Origin of the sequence: Vibrio pectenicida, from assembly GCA_024347015.1 — a bacterium.
Classification (GTDB): domain Bacteria; phylum Pseudomonadota; class Gammaproteobacteria; order Enterobacterales; family Vibrionaceae; genus Vibrio; species Vibrio pectenicida.
In genome coordinates this window covers 1,443,103-1,456,875 of record AP024889.1, presented here as the reverse complement: position 1 = coordinate 1,456,875, position 13,773 = coordinate 1,443,103, and the positions used below count along the sequence as shown (strand labels likewise).

The window sequence follows — 13,773 nt, the reverse complement described above, 5'->3', positions numbered from 1 at the left end:
TTTTTAAACACTGTAATTTAAATACTATGTAAAAATTGATGCCATCTTGCAGGCTAACCCACAAGGTGGCATTTTTATTTATGATAAAGAGAAGAACGAACTTACGATATAGCAATTTTAAACAACAACAGCATCAGGCTGTTGTTCTGGCGCTGCATCAATAAAAGCGGGTAACTCTCTTAATGCAGCTGTGACATCTTTTATCATTGGAAATCGGTTTAAATCAACGTCAAAACGCTCGGCGTTATATACTTGTGGGACAAGGCAAACATCAACCAAACTTACATCGTTACCAACGCAATATGAACCTCTGGTGCTAGCCAATTTTAGTTCCAAACCTTCAAAACCAAGAGAGATCCAGTGCCTGTACCAACTCGATTTATCAGATTCTCCAACCGACAATTTGCCCGTCAAGTATTGCAATACTCTAAGGTTATTAAGCGGATGAATATCTACAGCAATATCCTGAGCCATGGCTTTGACCAAGTAGCGTTTCTGCTTATCCAAAGGGGTCAATAAAGCATTTGGATAAGCTTCATCAAGATAATCAATAATCGCCAGAGACTGGTTAAGCTGCATATTGCCATCAATCAACACGGGTACAAGCTGACTTGCATTTAGAGACTTGAATTCACTCGCATGTTGTTCACCACCATTTTTAACTAAATGAACAGACTTTTGTTGATACTCAAGCCCCTTATGATTTAATGCGATCCTGACTCGATAAGCCGCCGACGAACGCCAATAGCCATAAAGGATGATATCCGACATTAGTATTTCACCACTTTCTGTTCGATTGAACCAAAAATAGAGTCACCAGCTTTATTCTTCATTTCAATCTTTATCGTGTCACCAAACTTCATAAATTGCGTCGAAGGTTTGCTGTCTCGAATAGTTTCAATCATTCGCACTTCTGCAATACAAGAGTAACCCACTCCACCTTCTTTTATTGAGGTACCAAACTCAGTACCCTGTTTATTTGATACTGTGCCAGAGCCAACAACCGCACCAGCTGAAAGAGGCCTAGTCAAAGCCGCATGTGCCACCAGATGAGGAAACTCAAACGTCATATCAACACCCGCATTTGGGCAGCCAAATGCTTCACCATTGTAGTAAGTCAACAAAGGTAAACTTACCTTACCACCGTCCCATGCATCCCCTAATTCATCAGGCGTAACGGCAACAGGTGAAAATACCGATGAAGGTTTAGATTGAAAAAAACCAAATCCTTTTGCCAATTCATTAGGGATCAACCCCCTTAAAGAAACATCGTTAACCAACATGATTAGGCGAATAGAGTTGGCCGCTTGTTTAAGACTTGCGCCCATAGGTACATCATCAGTAATCACCGCGACTTCACCTTCAAAGTCGATTCCCCATTCCTCACTTGCTACCGGAATATCGTCACGTGGGCCAATAAAAGCATCAGACCCACCTTGATACATCAAGGCATCATTCCAAAAACTTGGTGGCATCTCAGCACCACGAGCTTTACGCACTAACTCAACATGATTCACATATGCACTGCCGTCTGCCCATTGATAAGCTCTTGGCAATGGTGATTCGCACGCCTCTTGCTTAAAAGGCATAGAGTCGGCAACATGCCCATCGTTTAACGCGATATAAACCTCATTGAGTTGATATTCCACTTTCGACCAATTATCAAGTGCGGACTGTAATGTTGGCGCAATATCTTTCACTACCGAGCAGAGAGTAAGGTTTTTACTTACCACGACAAGTTGCCCATCACGAGTTCCATTTTTTAGGGTAGCTAACTTCATTCTGATTCCCTTTTTTATTTCTCTGGTTGCGATTTCCAGCTGTAAACGTATTCCTGATTTTCAACCGAATGAGCTTCATCACTAAAGCTGAGCGCATGACGAGTATCTACCATTACCGCTACTTCATCGGTAAACTTCTTCTTATATTCTCGACCAGCCTTGAACGCTTTCGGATGAGGCCCGTGTGTAAAGCCTGCTGGGTGGAAAGTCACCATACCTGCTTCGATGTTATCTCGGCTGAAAAAGTCTCCTGCATGATAGAAAAGCACTTCATCATAATCATCATTATTATGATAAAAAGGCACTTTTAATGCGCCCGGATCGCTTTCAATTGGACGAGGTACAAAGGTACATACAACAAACCCTGTCCCGACAAAAGTGGTATGGGCAGAAGGCGGCAAATGATATCGATGCGACATCAATGGCCTGATATCACGCCAGTTCAGTTTTACAACCGCTAAATCACCATGCCAACCGACAGCATCAAGCGGGTTGAACGGATAAGTAATAACACTCACCTGACCATGCCTTTTAATTTGCACTTGAGTATGTTGCTCTGAATATTGGTCTTTGAATTGCTGGTTGATTGACGGGACTTCTAATACCGCTGGGTCAAAAACAGCATGGTTACCCACCATGCCTTTCTCCGGTAGCGAGTATGCCGCATCAGTGTTTTCAATCATTAATATGAACATCGGCGCTAATGGTTCAATGCGCCAATTAGTCGAACGTGGAATGACTACATAATCACCCTCACCGACTTCTAAATGACCGTAATCACTATATAGGTTTGCTTTACCTTGGTGAATAAAAAGTAATTCATCACCATCTGCATTTCGTACTAAAAAATCCATCCTTTCTTCAAGACGCCAAGTACGGATCTTACAGTCATTATTAAACAACAGATCAGGTACAGCCCATGGCGAGATCTGCGCCGCTTTCTCAACCAGATTAAAGTTGAACGCTCTTGGCCGCAGATCGCCCTCCCATTCAATCCAACCTGTGGGAGCATGTTGGTGATGGAAATGTGAGGCAGGTCCGAAGAAACCGCTTCGGCCTGTTTCACGCTCATATATGGCCTCATCCGGAAAGTCTGCGTGTGCCTGTTTTGAACACACTCCCTCCCGGTGAGGGAATGTAATCCACTTATGCATCGCTCAGAACTCCTCGGCGAATTTGATCTTCTTCGATTGATTCAAACAGTGCTTTAAAATTACCTTCTCCAAAACCTTCATTGCCTTTACGTTGAATGATTTCAAAGAACACTGGTCCTATCACTGTTTGGGTGAAAATTTGCAATAAGATGCCATCTTTCATCGGCGCACCGTCAATTAAGATTTGCAGCTCCTTTAGCTTGTCGACATCTTCCGTATGCCCTTCAACTCTGGAGTTTACCTTCTCGTAATAAGTATCAGGTGTTGGCATGAAATCCATGCCTCTGTCACGCAGTGTCTTAACCGTTTGGTAGATATCATCAGTTGACATCGCAATATGTTGAATTCCCTCACCATTGTACTCACGAATAAATTCTTCAATTTGTGATTTATCGTCAGACGACTCATTAATAGGGATACGGATTTTTCCACATGGCGCGGTCATAGCACGACTGACTAGCCCTGTTAATTTACCTTCGATGTCAAAATAGCGGATTTCACGGAAGTTACCGATTCGCTCATAAAAACCTGACCAAGTATCCATATTGCCTTGCTTAACATTATGCGTAAGATGATCAATTTCAAACATACCCACATTGGCTTTTTTCAAACGTTCTGCGGCGTCATCATAAAATTTGAAGTCCACATCATAGATGCTCTTCTTACCATAGCGATCAACAAAATAAAGCAGGCTTTGACCAATTCCATATACTGCTGGAATACTTAATTCCATTGGCCCTACTTCCGTTTTAAACTCCTCTGCTCCATTTTCAAGTGCATGTTCGAGTGCAACTGCCGCATCTTTGACGCGAAATGCCATACCGCAGACTGACGGGCCATGTATTTTAGCAAACTCTTCTGCTTGACTATGCGGTTGGGCGTTGATGATAAAACTAATATCACCTTGGCGATATAACCATGCTTCTTTAGAGCGGTGTTTGGCTATTTCTGCAAAACCCAAAGAAACAAACAACGCTTTTAATTGACCAATACCCTCTTCTGACGCGGCCGTATACTCGACAAATTCAAATCCATCTGTTCCAAGTGGGTTATATTCTTGAGTCATTGCTTTTTCCTCTGTGATTTATTGATGTCCTTTCCTATTAACTTGTACTAACTTTTACGTTAAGGGAATAAGAGACACTTAAATTATCAGCTCAGGAAAATGCTTGGTTTTTGTAAATAAAACGTAACATCCTACGATTGGGCCATAGAGGGTCTGTCGGATAAGGAAAAACTCACATATATATGTAACATTTTCTTTACAAATTGTATCCTTATATCTCAAGATTATACTTATTCACATGGATATTGATAAACTTACACTGCTGCTGGCGTCCACTCCTTTTACATTTGGGGTGTATTCATAATTGTTGCTCCATAGCAAAATTTGTCAGCCATTGGCCTCGCATTTCTACCTGTTGTTCTCGTACAAGTTTAAACCCCATACGTTCATAGAAAGGCCGGGCTGTTATACTGACTTCAGAATAAAGCCTTGAGATACCGCGCTGAATTGCCTCTCGCTTGATATGCTCCATCAATGTTCGTCCAACACCTTTACCTTGAAATTGATAATGACAAAAGAAATGGTCAATTAAGCCAGAATCTTGCAGATCTGTGTACCCTGCTATTTGACCATTAATTTCCGCGATATAGGGATTGATTTGCAGCATTTTCTCATGCCAGATGTCTTGATTCCAACTATCCTGTGCCCATGCTTCAACTTGTTGCTGGGAATAGTGCTGACGATTAATCTTACGTACCGTGAAGAAAAACACCTCCCACAAGGCCTGCGTATCTTCAATTTGATATCGGCGAATTGTGATCATAAAATACTCCCTAACACTCAAAATAGACTCACACATTCTGAGCTATAAGTATTTACAAATCAAAGAAATAGTATAGTCATCAAGTACATATTGAGTGATAATAACGAATTAAAAATATTAGGATAATAAATCTAATCAACAGACTCATGACAAATACTTTCACTAAACCACTGTGCAATCGTAGCAGCTCGTAATACGTCATTTTCCTGATTAACGGGAAGGTAGCCAAAGCCTCTGAATATCAGTTGCATGTATTTGGCTGTCAATTCAAATGGCTCAATAAAACAATCTGGTAGCTCTTGTTCATAACCCGTAGAGAGGACAGAAATTTCTTTGCCCTGTAACTTGCGTCCAAGTGGTTTTTCTATAGTCAACAAATCGGATAGACGATCAAAAAAGATTTTGAGCTGTGCTGACATTGAATACCAATAAACAGGGGATGCGAAGACAATATGATCATAATTTTTTAGCATACGAATCAATGGAATAAAATCATCATTTCGATTTTCATGAAAATAATCGTAATACGAAAGCTTGTAATCTGATAAGTCAAAGACTTCAGCTTGGGTCAGTTCAACAAACTGATTAACCAAATAACGAGTATTACCATCTGCTTTCGACGTACCTACCACTACTGCTATCTTCATTGGAACCCTCCAATAATTTAGCTATTCCACATTTTCACAAAAATGCTCACATTCACTACATCGATAACCATGCTTATAGAAAAACAGTGGAAATCCGAGCAATATAAACACCAAAAAAGCTGACCGTTTTCCTTTGGTAAATGGTTCAATATTTACACTACCACATTCTGGACAACAATCTTGTGAAGTGGCGCTTTTTTCAGCACTTAATGCTGTAGAAAAGTCGGTATCTAGAATGAGCGAAGCTTGTTCTAAATCCTGTTCAGCGATCATTAGGCGTACCCCGCCGATCGCATTTGAATACAACCATTGCGTATTCACAGTGTGCTCATCGGCAATGTAGCTTTCAATACCAGCAGCCTCAAGGCTTGTTTTAGCAATATGAGCTTCGTGTGGAAACGAAAAACGCGCAACAACAATCATACTTCACCCTCCGGTCCTAGACCTTTAGAACAAAAGATAGCATTAATAACTATTAAAATTATTCATACTAACCAAATCAATACTAAAGCAGCCGAGAGTAAAGATTTTTACATGCTTCTAACATAAAGACTCAACAAAGAGCTAGTTTTGTAAATCATACGCCGTTTTTTGATCAATAGAGAATGTAATGAGTTCATCGCAATCCTGATAGATATTTAAATTTGGTTCTGGTGTCATCCCAAGTTTTCTAAGAACTGAAACCGATGGTAAGTTTTCTATCATGGATACGCCATATATCCGTTTGTGCTTGTTCAAACCGAATGTTTCTCTAATAACTGCTACTGATGCTTCTAGAACATAGCCTTTACATTGATACTCTTGCAGCATACCATATCTGATATCACTAAAGTTTGGATCTTCACATAGCTCAACGCCAACATAACCAATTTTTTTGTCTGGGTGAGACTTTAAGTTTATAACGTACGATCCAAAGCCATGGACCCAGTGTGCAATTCTATTTCTATGTGTACATTGGATTTCAGTCTCAGTATAAGCCTTACCTTTAGGTAAAAACTTGGTCAGATGAATTGAACTAAGTATTTTGCGATAAATATCTATATCAATCTCTTTGACTTGGCTCATCACTAGCCTCTCTGTCTCAATCGTCTTCATATTCCCTCTATATATCCCCCACTTTTCTCAGCACTTAACTAATAACAAAGGTTATAATAATGTTCGAACTTAGCACAAAAGAGCCGAATGAAACAGGTCAACTTTAAATTTGAAGAAGCCATAGAATTGAGTAAGTTAAACCCTCTTTATTTGCTCGCCATGTATCTATAAAATAGCGGCATTTATTTATTAATAATGGAAACACCATGGCAAAGCTATCGCTGCAAGAACAAATGTTGAAAGCTGGTTTAGTTAATGAAAAAAAACTAAAAAAGGTCAAAAAAAGCTCCAAAAAATCGCGAGTTCAGGCGCGTGAAGTTAAAGCGGCTGTTGAAGAACAAAAACTTCAGCAACTAGAACGCGACAAAGCGCTCAGCACTGAACAAAATGAACAACGCCTTAGCAAAGAGATCCAATTCCAAATCAGACAACTGATTGAAATGAACAAGCTCAACCTGAGTAATGGTGATATCAAATACAATTTCACCGATGGGACTCTGGTTAAGTCATTGTACGTAGATACTCTAATGCGTGAGCAGCTCATAAAAGGAATTCTCGCCATTGCACGTTGTGGTGAAGGATATGCCGTAATCCCTAGTGTTGTTGCAAACAAAATCACTCAACGCGATAACCAGACCATTATTGAGCTAAAAGAGCCTGAATCTGACATCCCGGCAGAAGACGATCCGTACGCAGACTTTGCCGTACCTGATGACCTTATGTGGTAATTCAAACAGCCACTCAATATTGAGTGGCTGTTTTAAACATTAAAACCACGCAAGCCTATAAGATTGCCAAACGGGTCTTCCATCTGGCATATAGAAATACCTCCCTTTATCTCCATAGGACCGCGGTATAAGGTTGCTCCGATAGAGTGCAGAAAATCCATCGACTCCCTAAGATTTTCTACCGACCAATAAAGAACGATTCCTGATTTCCCAGACGGGACCTTGTCATCTGCTTGGACAAGCTCTAATGAAAAGCCTTCGATATCGAGCACAGTAAAATCAAACTCTGGCAAATACCGAGAAGAAGCAAAAGGAAATGCTTTTTGGTACCATTTAAAGCCTTGAGATACATCAGGCACATGCACAAGAAGTGCAACTGGTTTGTGCAAAATACTCTATTCCTTATAGGTTAAATAATGGTATTCACCAAATTCATCCATGTGTTGTGATTGGCTAATAAAGCCCTGAGATTGATAGAACTTTAACGCTGGTGTATTGGGCTGCATGCATTTTAGGCTTAATCTAGCGTAACGGGATTTAACAAACTCAAGTAACTTGAAACCAACTCCTTTTCTCAAATATTCAGGCGAAACATAAAAATGATGTATAAAGTATTCTGGCTCCCAGATAGAAACAAATCCAATTGGTTTACCTTTATATAGGGCTACCCATATCTGCTCGCCTTCCACATCTTCATCATAGTCAGAAATACAAAACTGATCGGCATTCAACCACTCGAAAGTCGCTTTTCTTGAAGCCAAATATATCTGTCTAAGCGTTGGCAAAAATGTATTTTCATTAGAAGTGATTATAACGTCATTTAGCAATCTATTTTCCTTATACCTCACAATAAATATTTTGGCCTTAAATAAAGTGGGACGTTATTGGCATCCCATTTGTTCAATCTACCAATAAAAACGATTATAATTCGTGACAAGAGCCACTTATGAAAACTATATGTTAGTTTGAAACGGATGGAATAGATTCTACATAACTACAAAGAAAATTATTGCTTAGTTGACTGACTGTTCAACCCATTGTAGTTTCCGATACCAAGTGCAACATCGCCTGAGTCCGTTTTCTGGGTCTTATTTTTGCTCTTTAATACCATACGATAAGACTCCGTTATATAATGCTTCAGCTCGTCATCTCGATACCAAGTCGTATCAAGTTGCTGGATCCATTTCCCGCCACGGCTCCCCGCATGAGGGGCTGGAGAATAGCCTTTATGGCCTTTCAAAAATTCGTAATTTGAATCTGACGTTTTGAAACTAAAAGAAGGTTTACCACTGCGGCCTCTACCACCAATAGCAAAAATTTTTTCGTTAATTTTCCATATGTGGCTATTACCACCTTGAACGGCATATGATGTATCCGGGAGCGAACGACAAAATGCATTAAACTGCTCATAATTCAAAGTAAATTCCTCTTCACTTAATAACTCACTCTAAGAAAAAGGTGCAGCAAAAGCATTAAAGTGGCACAAAGAGCTAAGAACGATAAATACTTAAACTATTCCCCTGACGGACAATTGATTAATGATAAACTCTGCTCGCTCGACAACTGAAGTTTTGGGTACCTCAATCAATTTATAGCCAAAATTTCTGTATGCTTTTACCATCTCATAATACGTCGCAACCGCTTGACTAAAATCTTGCCTGCGCTCAGCATCATTTTCATAAATTTCCTCCCAAGGAGGAAATATAAAAACCTTTGGGTTATACATGAGTTCATTACATCGATTTATCAGATCTGTAGATAGGAAGATTTGCTCAAGTTGACTGTATCCATAACAATCTATGATGCTTCGATCATAAAACATTATGTCTGAGCCGGTGTATTGTTTGTGGTTAAGAATCTCCTGCATAGCCATTTGGTCGCGAAATGCTGTCTTGTCTTTCCATGGAAGCGCCATGCCACCTGATGCCGTCTGATCTTGGATCACTCGCCGCCCTGATTCTGGTGCGCACTCATAACCCAAGCGATGTAAATACGTTAATACTGATGTTTTACCGCCACCTGGACCACCTGTAAAAACAATTCGTTTATTCAAAATAATTTCCTCCAAAAATATTTACGATCAATTATTTTTAAAGAATGGAATGCACCACTAAGTTGAGAGAATTAGACTTTAGAGAAAAATACCGTGACCAAAGCTTAGCTTTCAATAATGACAATATCTGTTACTAAAAAAAAATTACATACACTACAAGTTGAATTGCATACAATAAAACTTCTCTTCTTCCTTCTCGACAATAAAACCTAATCGCTGATATAAATGATATGCAGGACTAGTTTTAAACACTCTCAATCTAACTATGTTTGCACCTGCGGAAATAGCTAAACGTTTAACTTCTTCGAAAGCTGCCGCACCAATGCCCCTATTTTGGTGGCTTTCACTAACTTGTAAATCTCGCAGATAAAAGCTTTCAGAATCTTTCTCTAAACGAATAACCCCAACCACTATTCTGTCAAACAAAATATCAATATTCTTTAACGTTGAGATCTTCTGCTTTATGGTATTCAGATCCCAATCTGCTCCATAACCCAGGTAGTATGGTTGCATATTGCTGTAGGTTATCTCAGCGGATTTACTCAAATCAGACGTATTCTGGAATGTAATCACTTGATGTCCTTATTAGTGCATATGGGTTAACTGTATAATATCTACTTTTGGTAAAATGCAGAACCTCTATCATATCGTTAGATTAGTGCTCAGAAGCAATATCGATAAAAATAAAGATTGTAAACAGCCCTTAAAATAACAATTAACTTTAAGTGAGGAGTGTAATAATTTTTATTGTGGGAGTGTGAAACAATTGATTACTGCATCATTCTGTTTAAGAAGCCACACGAACAAAATGCGTCGGATATTCTTGGCGGATATGTCGTTGCTCTTCTACCATATTCTTGAAAGTAGGACCTTGCTTCAACTTGACAACTACTTCTCCATTGTCAAAACGCAACACAGCACCTTCAACATCTATTTTTGTACTACTATTCAGCTCAAGGGTACCCGACATTGAAAGACCTTTATACCAGTCAGTAAACATGTTCATGACTACACGTATCCCACCCTCAGAAACCTCGGTTACATAGAAAATCTGATTATATAAACGTACACAAGGCCTAGCTTTCTTAGGATACTTTAAGCGATAAAATTCTCGTTTTTGCTCTAACTCATTCATCAACTACCTCCTATCACTCCAGTTAATCAAGCTTATGACCTTATCTTCCTAACAATATAGTCTCTTCAACCTACATTAGTATTATCGACTGTTATAAGAATAAGTTTAGTGCTTTCTATAGTTTCAAATTCTCAAAAATAAGAAATTAATTGCATTTAAATCATAATGCATTACCAATATCATATCACGATTTTTTATAATATTTAATTAAAACAGATGTATCCATTCGGCCCAGACCTTGCTCCTGAAGAGAAGCATACTTAGCATCTGTCTCTTTTGTCATTGGTAAGGTCAAATTCTTACTTTGTGCTTCATTTAAACAGATTCCGAGATCTTTTCGCATCCAATCAATGGCAAAACCAAAATCAAACTTTCCTTGTGACATAGTCACAGCACGGTTTTCCATCTGCCATGAGCCTGCTGCTCCATGCTTTAAGACATTAACTACTTTTTCTATATCTAAACCAGCAGACTGTGCAAGTTGTAGCCCTTCACTCAGTCCCTGTAAGACACCTGCGATACAGATCTGATTAACCATTTTGCAGCGTTGACCTTGTCCATTATCACCCAGTAAAACCGCTTGTTTTGCATATACCTCAAATATTGGAGACACTATGTCAAATGCTTCGGGGGCTCCACCGCACATAATCGTCAAAGTACCACTTTCTGCACCTGCTTGACCTCCGGATACGGGAGCATCAATAAAATATACACCTTTATTGTCACAGGCTTCAGCCAGTTCCAGAGCTAGTTCTGCTGAAGTAGTAGTGTGATCGACTAAAATAGCCCCTTGTTTCATTGCTGCAAGTACACCTTCCTCACCCAAAACGACGCTACGAACATCATCGTCATTACCAACACAGACCGCAACAAGATCACAACCTTGAGCTGCCGTGTTAGGTTTTGAAGAGAACTCACCTTGATACTGTGCAACCCACTGCTCGGCTTTTGCTTGAGTACGATTGTATACTCGCGTTTCAAAACCTGCATTAGCAAGATGACCCGCCATAGGATACCCCATCACACCTAAGCCAATAAACGCCACCTTTTTTGCAATCATGAACTTACATCCTAATTCATTAGACAATTCAACTAATTGAGTATGATATCACATACATTAATGCTTCAACTAGGTTGGCGGTAAGAAAATTTTTTATCTCATATGAGCTCATACATTAGAAATGCCAGCTTTACGAGTCATTTTTTAAACCAAGTTGAAACTACTAAAGGGAGTATATCAATATTGCCGATACTGCTGGTTGCACTATCTAGTAAAGGTAAAATACAAGGGATAAGCAGTAGTAACACCGCAAGTTGGATGGTTGCTCTATTCGGCAGAAATGATGAAGCAAAAGCTACAGTAACTTCAATAATTTCTTCAAAGTCCCACTGCGATAAAAAACTTGCAACAGACGCAACAATGAAGGCCTATTTTTACACGTCATAGACAGGAAAAGCAGGGCTTAGCCTGCTTCTTCTAATTAATGAGGTGAATCACATGGGTCATATCCAAACTCTGACTGCTGGTAAATATCTGATAGAGCCTTTTCTTTTCTTGATTTAGCTGAACATTTTAAAGCCTTAGCATTATCAGTTTCCTGCGAATCTAGCGCTTTTTCATGTGCTTTAGCCGAACGAATAAATTCTGGGTTATTTAACGCCACTTGACGTAGGCGATTAACGCGTTCAAGGGTATCCCACAACATAATTCACCTCCAGTAACTGGTCATATACACAGTATATGTATCCTTACCAATAACTCAAGAAATAACTGATCATTTAACCAAATACATATTAGTTCATATATGCATTAAACATCCACATTAATTTTTCTTGTTCACGAATATAATCACCCATTAAAGCTGAAGTTCCTTCGTCATCTGCATCTTCTGCTTGAACTAAAATTTGGCGCTGTTGGGTTAGTAGCGTGCTAAACCCCTCGACAAGCCCGTGAATACACTCTTTACCAGTTGTCGCATTTTGATGTTCTTGAATCTTACTTCTTGATAAATATTGGCTAAAACTATGATCTGGCGTAGAGCCAATAGTTAAAATACGTTCTGCTAGCTCATCAATTTTAGTTTGAAGATCAACATAGATTTCCTCAAATTTTTCGTGAAGTTCGAAAAACTGTTGGCCTTTAATATTCCAGTGATAGCCACGTGTATTCATATAAAGCACCTGATAATGGGCCAACAAACCATTTAATTCGTTTGCCAGTGCTTGTGATTTTTCGTTGTTTAGGCCGATTAAGTTTACTTGATTTGTCATAACCTATTCCTCATCAATCTATTTAATTACTCAGGCATTTGCCTTTCTTTAAGTTCAATATACGCACTTCTTTTTGATTGATGAAAACATTCTTATCTATAAAATCAATAGGTTTAAACTATCAAGTATAAAGGTCGTTCATTAAGAAAAGTTAAGGGCCGTAAGATCAAGTTCAACCTCTTTTCCCAGCCAATAGGCAAAGTCTGTATGATCTTTAAAGTCATCACCCGTAAGAGCATGAACCAAGACTGAAAGCTTGCCACGAGCACTATCTAGCCATGGGACCAATACCTCAAAGTCTTCTTTCTTAAAAGTGATGGAAAAGCTCCACATTGTGTGTGGCCCCACAAGTTTTCGATTGAAACGCCCCACCGATAACGTGAATTTTTGAGTAACTTGTGATCTTAACTGGGCTGCAAAATCACTACTCTTATCGTTAAAATAAACGTGGGCATGATACGACTGATGGATATTAGTTGGAAAAGCCATAGAGATACTCTTTCAATGGATATATTTTCTACTGTATCACAGTATTATTACGCCAGACCATGAGCCAAATTATCGCGTATTTTCACTTGACGCAAAAAAAGAGCCTCGACATTATCGAAGCTCTTTTTGCAAAATACACAATGTAGCAAACAAAACCGATTTACTACATTACGCTTTATACTGTGTAAATCAAATAGGCTTGTAAATAACTTTGTTTCCCGCAAGTTGTTCTTTTGCTACTAAGTTTTCTTCTAATAGTTTTTTAAGTGCAGTGGACGCCCAAGAAGCGGCTTTGGCTTCTTCCTGACCAGCAGCAAGGCCAATACCTTTAGGGTTGATGCCATCAGCATTTTCAGCAACAATTTCTAATACTTGTTTCTGTTTTGGTGTCAATGAAGCGTTCGTATCTTTAGCTGCACCTACTTTCTTTTTTGCAGGAGCGGCTCCAATTTTTTTCTCGACCAGCGGTTTATCTTCTATAGGGGTTTCGACTTTTGCAACCGTTTCTTTAATTCGTTTTTGCAATTTCATCTGCACTTTACGCTTGTGAGCTAATCTCATTGAGTATCTCTCCATTTCACTGCATCAGGC

General features: G+C 39.2%; 20 protein-coding genes. 1 reads left to right on the top strand and 19 read right to left on the bottom strand.

The genetic code is table 11. The features are described from left to right. Nucleotides 1–117 precede the first annotated feature (117 nt). The 8 genes from maiA to OCV27_RS06900 form a co-directional block, all read right to left on the bottom strand. On the bottom strand, nt 118–771 hold the full coding sequence (gene maiA, locus OCV27_RS06935; RefSeq protein ID WP_125320647.1) for a maleylacetoacetate isomerase: 654 nt from the start codon (nt 769–771) through the stop codon (nt 118–120). Then, entirely contained in the window at nt 771–1,781 is a 1,011-nt protein-coding gene (locus tag OCV27_RS06930) for a fumarylacetoacetate hydrolase family protein (protein ID WP_125320646.1), read from the bottom strand. Before OCV27_RS06930 ends, maiA begins: the two co-directional genes overlap by 1 nt. Nucleotides 1,782–1,795: 14 nt before the next feature. Beyond that, the gene (locus OCV27_RS06925) at nt 1,796–2,935 is read right to left on the bottom strand and encodes a homogentisate 1,2-dioxygenase (RefSeq protein ID WP_125320645.1); all 1,140 of its coding nucleotides are present in this window, start codon (nt 2,933–2,935) and stop codon (nt 1,796–1,798) included. After that, nucleotides 2,928–4,001, bottom strand: a complete 1,074-nt coding sequence (hppD, locus tag OCV27_RS06920; protein ID WP_125320644.1) for a 4-hydroxyphenylpyruvate dioxygenase — start codon at nt 3,999–4,001, stop codon at nt 2,928–2,930. The genes OCV27_RS06925 and hppD overlap by 8 nt, the downstream gene beginning before the upstream one ends. Before the next feature lie 298 nt (nt 4,002–4,299). Continuing rightward, on the bottom strand, nt 4,300–4,764 hold the full coding sequence (locus OCV27_RS06915; RefSeq protein ID WP_125320643.1) for a GNAT family N-acetyltransferase: 465 nt from the start codon (nt 4,762–4,764) through the stop codon (nt 4,300–4,302). A gap of 131 nt (nt 4,765–4,895) precedes the next feature. Next, the gene (locus OCV27_RS06910) at nt 4,896–5,411 is read right to left on the bottom strand and encodes a flavodoxin family protein (protein ID WP_125320642.1); all 516 of its coding nucleotides are present in this window, start codon (nt 5,409–5,411) and stop codon (nt 4,896–4,898) included. Between the two features lie 21 nt (nt 5,412–5,432). Continuing rightward, entirely contained in the window at nt 5,433–5,834 is a 402-nt protein-coding gene (locus OCV27_RS06905) for a putative signal transducing protein (protein ID WP_125320641.1), read from the bottom strand. 141 nt (nt 5,835–5,975) lie between these two features. After that, nucleotides 5,976–6,506 (bottom strand): GNAT family N-acetyltransferase, encoded by a 531-nt coding sequence (locus OCV27_RS06900; protein ID WP_125320640.1) that lies wholly within the window; start codon nt 6,504–6,506, stop codon nt 5,976–5,978. A gap of 206 nt (nt 6,507–6,712) precedes the next feature. On the opposite strand from OCV27_RS06900, the gene OCV27_RS06895 reads away from it, so the two are divergent. After that, nucleotides 6,713–7,234, top strand: a complete 522-nt coding sequence (locus OCV27_RS06895; RefSeq protein ID WP_125320639.1) for a DUF2058 domain-containing protein — start codon at nt 6,713–6,715, stop codon at nt 7,232–7,234. A 32-nt stretch (nt 7,235–7,266) separates the two neighbouring features. Here OCV27_RS06895 and OCV27_RS06890 read toward each other — a convergent pair whose 3' ends face one another. The 11 genes from OCV27_RS06890 to OCV27_RS06840 all read right to left on the bottom strand — a co-directional run bounded on the left by OCV27_RS06890 (nt 7,267) and on the right by OCV27_RS06840 (nt 13,743). After that, nucleotides 7,267–7,623, bottom strand: a complete 357-nt coding sequence (locus OCV27_RS06890) for a VOC family protein (RefSeq protein WP_125320638.1) — start codon at nt 7,621–7,623, stop codon at nt 7,267–7,269. A gap of 6 nt (nt 7,624–7,629) precedes the next feature. Further along, nucleotides 7,630–8,061, bottom strand: coding sequence for a GNAT family N-acetyltransferase (locus tag OCV27_RS06885; protein WP_125320637.1), 432 nt, complete (start codon nt 8,059–8,061; stop codon nt 7,630–7,632). 179 nt (nt 8,062–8,240) lie between these two features. Then, complete coding sequence (locus OCV27_RS06880) at nt 8,241–8,651, bottom strand: MmcQ/YjbR family DNA-binding protein (protein WP_125320636.1); 411 nt, start codon at nt 8,649–8,651, stop codon at nt 8,241–8,243. Nucleotides 8,652–8,741: 90 nt separating this feature from the next. Further along, the gene (locus tag OCV27_RS06875; RefSeq protein ID WP_125320635.1) at nt 8,742–9,287 is read right to left on the bottom strand and encodes an AAA family ATPase; all 546 of its coding nucleotides are present in this window, start codon (nt 9,285–9,287) and stop codon (nt 8,742–8,744) included. A gap of 153 nt (nt 9,288–9,440) precedes the next feature. Then, on the bottom strand, nt 9,441–9,860 hold the full coding sequence (locus OCV27_RS06870; protein ID WP_125320634.1) for a GNAT family N-acetyltransferase: 420 nt from the start codon (nt 9,858–9,860) through the stop codon (nt 9,441–9,443). Between the two features lie 214 nt (nt 9,861–10,074). Further along, complete coding sequence (locus OCV27_RS06865; RefSeq protein WP_125320633.1) at nt 10,075–10,422, bottom strand: PilZ domain-containing protein; 348 nt, start codon at nt 10,420–10,422, stop codon at nt 10,075–10,077. A gap of 184 nt (nt 10,423–10,606) precedes the next feature. Next, the gene (locus OCV27_RS06860; RefSeq protein WP_125320632.1) at nt 10,607–11,482 is read right to left on the bottom strand and encodes an NAD(P)-dependent oxidoreductase; all 876 of its coding nucleotides are present in this window, start codon (nt 11,480–11,482) and stop codon (nt 10,607–10,609) included. 421 nt (nt 11,483–11,903) lie between these two features. Further along, complete coding sequence (locus OCV27_RS06855) at nt 11,904–12,128, bottom strand: hypothetical protein (protein ID WP_125320631.1); 225 nt, start codon at nt 12,126–12,128, stop codon at nt 11,904–11,906. Between the two features lie 88 nt (nt 12,129–12,216). Further along, nucleotides 12,217–12,693, bottom strand: a complete 477-nt coding sequence (locus tag OCV27_RS06850; protein WP_125320630.1) for a Dps family protein — start codon at nt 12,691–12,693, stop codon at nt 12,217–12,219. A gap of 141 nt (nt 12,694–12,834) precedes the next feature. Further along, nucleotides 12,835–13,182, bottom strand: a complete 348-nt coding sequence (locus OCV27_RS06845; RefSeq protein WP_125320629.1) for a DOPA 4,5-dioxygenase family protein — start codon at nt 13,180–13,182, stop codon at nt 12,835–12,837. A gap of 189 nt (nt 13,183–13,371) precedes the next feature. Next, nucleotides 13,372–13,743: a MarR family transcriptional regulator gene (locus tag OCV27_RS06840; RefSeq protein WP_125320628.1), complete on the bottom strand. Its 372-nt coding sequence runs from the start codon at nt 13,741–13,743 to the stop codon at nt 13,372–13,374. Between the last annotated feature and the right edge of the window lie 30 nt (nt 13,744–13,773).

Excerpts from the sequence above, each read along its gene's own strand:
- OCV27_RS06900 (WP_125320640.1), bottom strand. The coding sequence starts at position 6,506 with ATGAAGACGATTGAGACAGAGAGGCTAGTGATGAGCCAAGTCAAAGAG.
- hppD (WP_125320644.1), bottom strand. The coding sequence starts at position 4,001 with ATGACTCAAGAATATAACCCACTTGGAACAGATGGATTTGAATTTGTC.
- OCV27_RS06915 (WP_125320643.1), bottom strand. The coding sequence starts at position 4,764 with ATGATCACAATTCGCCGATATCAAATTGAAGATACGCAGGCCTTGTGG.
- OCV27_RS06860 (WP_125320632.1), bottom strand. The coding sequence starts at position 11,482 with ATGATTGCAAAAAAGGTGGCGTTTATTGGCTTAGGTGTGATGGGGTAT.
- OCV27_RS06845 (WP_125320629.1), bottom strand. The coding sequence starts at position 13,182 with ATGGCTTTTCCAACTAATATCCATCAGTCGTATCATGCCCACGTTTAT.
- OCV27_RS06840 (WP_125320628.1), bottom strand. The coding sequence starts at position 13,743 with ATGAGATTAGCTCACAAGCGTAAAGTGCAGATGAAATTGCAAAAACGA.
- OCV27_RS06905 (WP_125320641.1), bottom strand. The coding sequence starts at position 5,834 with ATGATTGTTGTTGCGCGTTTTTCGTTTCCACACGAAGCTCATATTGCT.
- OCV27_RS06850 (WP_125320630.1), bottom strand. The coding sequence starts at position 12,693 with ATGACAAATCAAGTAAACTTAATCGGCCTAAACAACGAAAAATCACAA.
- maiA (WP_125320647.1), bottom strand. The coding sequence starts at position 771 with ATGTCGGATATCATCCTTTATGGCTATTGGCGTTCGTCGGCGGCTTAT.
- OCV27_RS06855 (WP_125320631.1), bottom strand. The coding sequence starts at position 12,128 with ATGTTGTGGGATACCCTTGAACGCGTTAATCGCCTACGTCAAGTGGCG.
- OCV27_RS06865 (WP_125320633.1), bottom strand. The coding sequence starts at position 10,422 with ATGAATGAGTTAGAGCAAAAACGAGAATTTTATCGCTTAAAGTATCCT.
- OCV27_RS06930 (WP_125320646.1), bottom strand. The coding sequence starts at position 1,781 with ATGAAGTTAGCTACCCTAAAAAATGGAACTCGTGATGGGCAACTTGTC.
- OCV27_RS06925 (WP_125320645.1), bottom strand. The coding sequence starts at position 2,935 with ATGCATAAGTGGATTACATTCCCTCACCGGGAGGGAGTGTGTTCAAAA.
- OCV27_RS06910 (WP_125320642.1), bottom strand. The coding sequence starts at position 5,411 with ATGAAGATAGCAGTAGTGGTAGGTACGTCGAAAGCAGATGGTAATACT.
- OCV27_RS06895 (WP_125320639.1), top strand. The coding sequence starts at position 6,713 with ATGGCAAAGCTATCGCTGCAAGAACAAATGTTGAAAGCTGGTTTAGTT.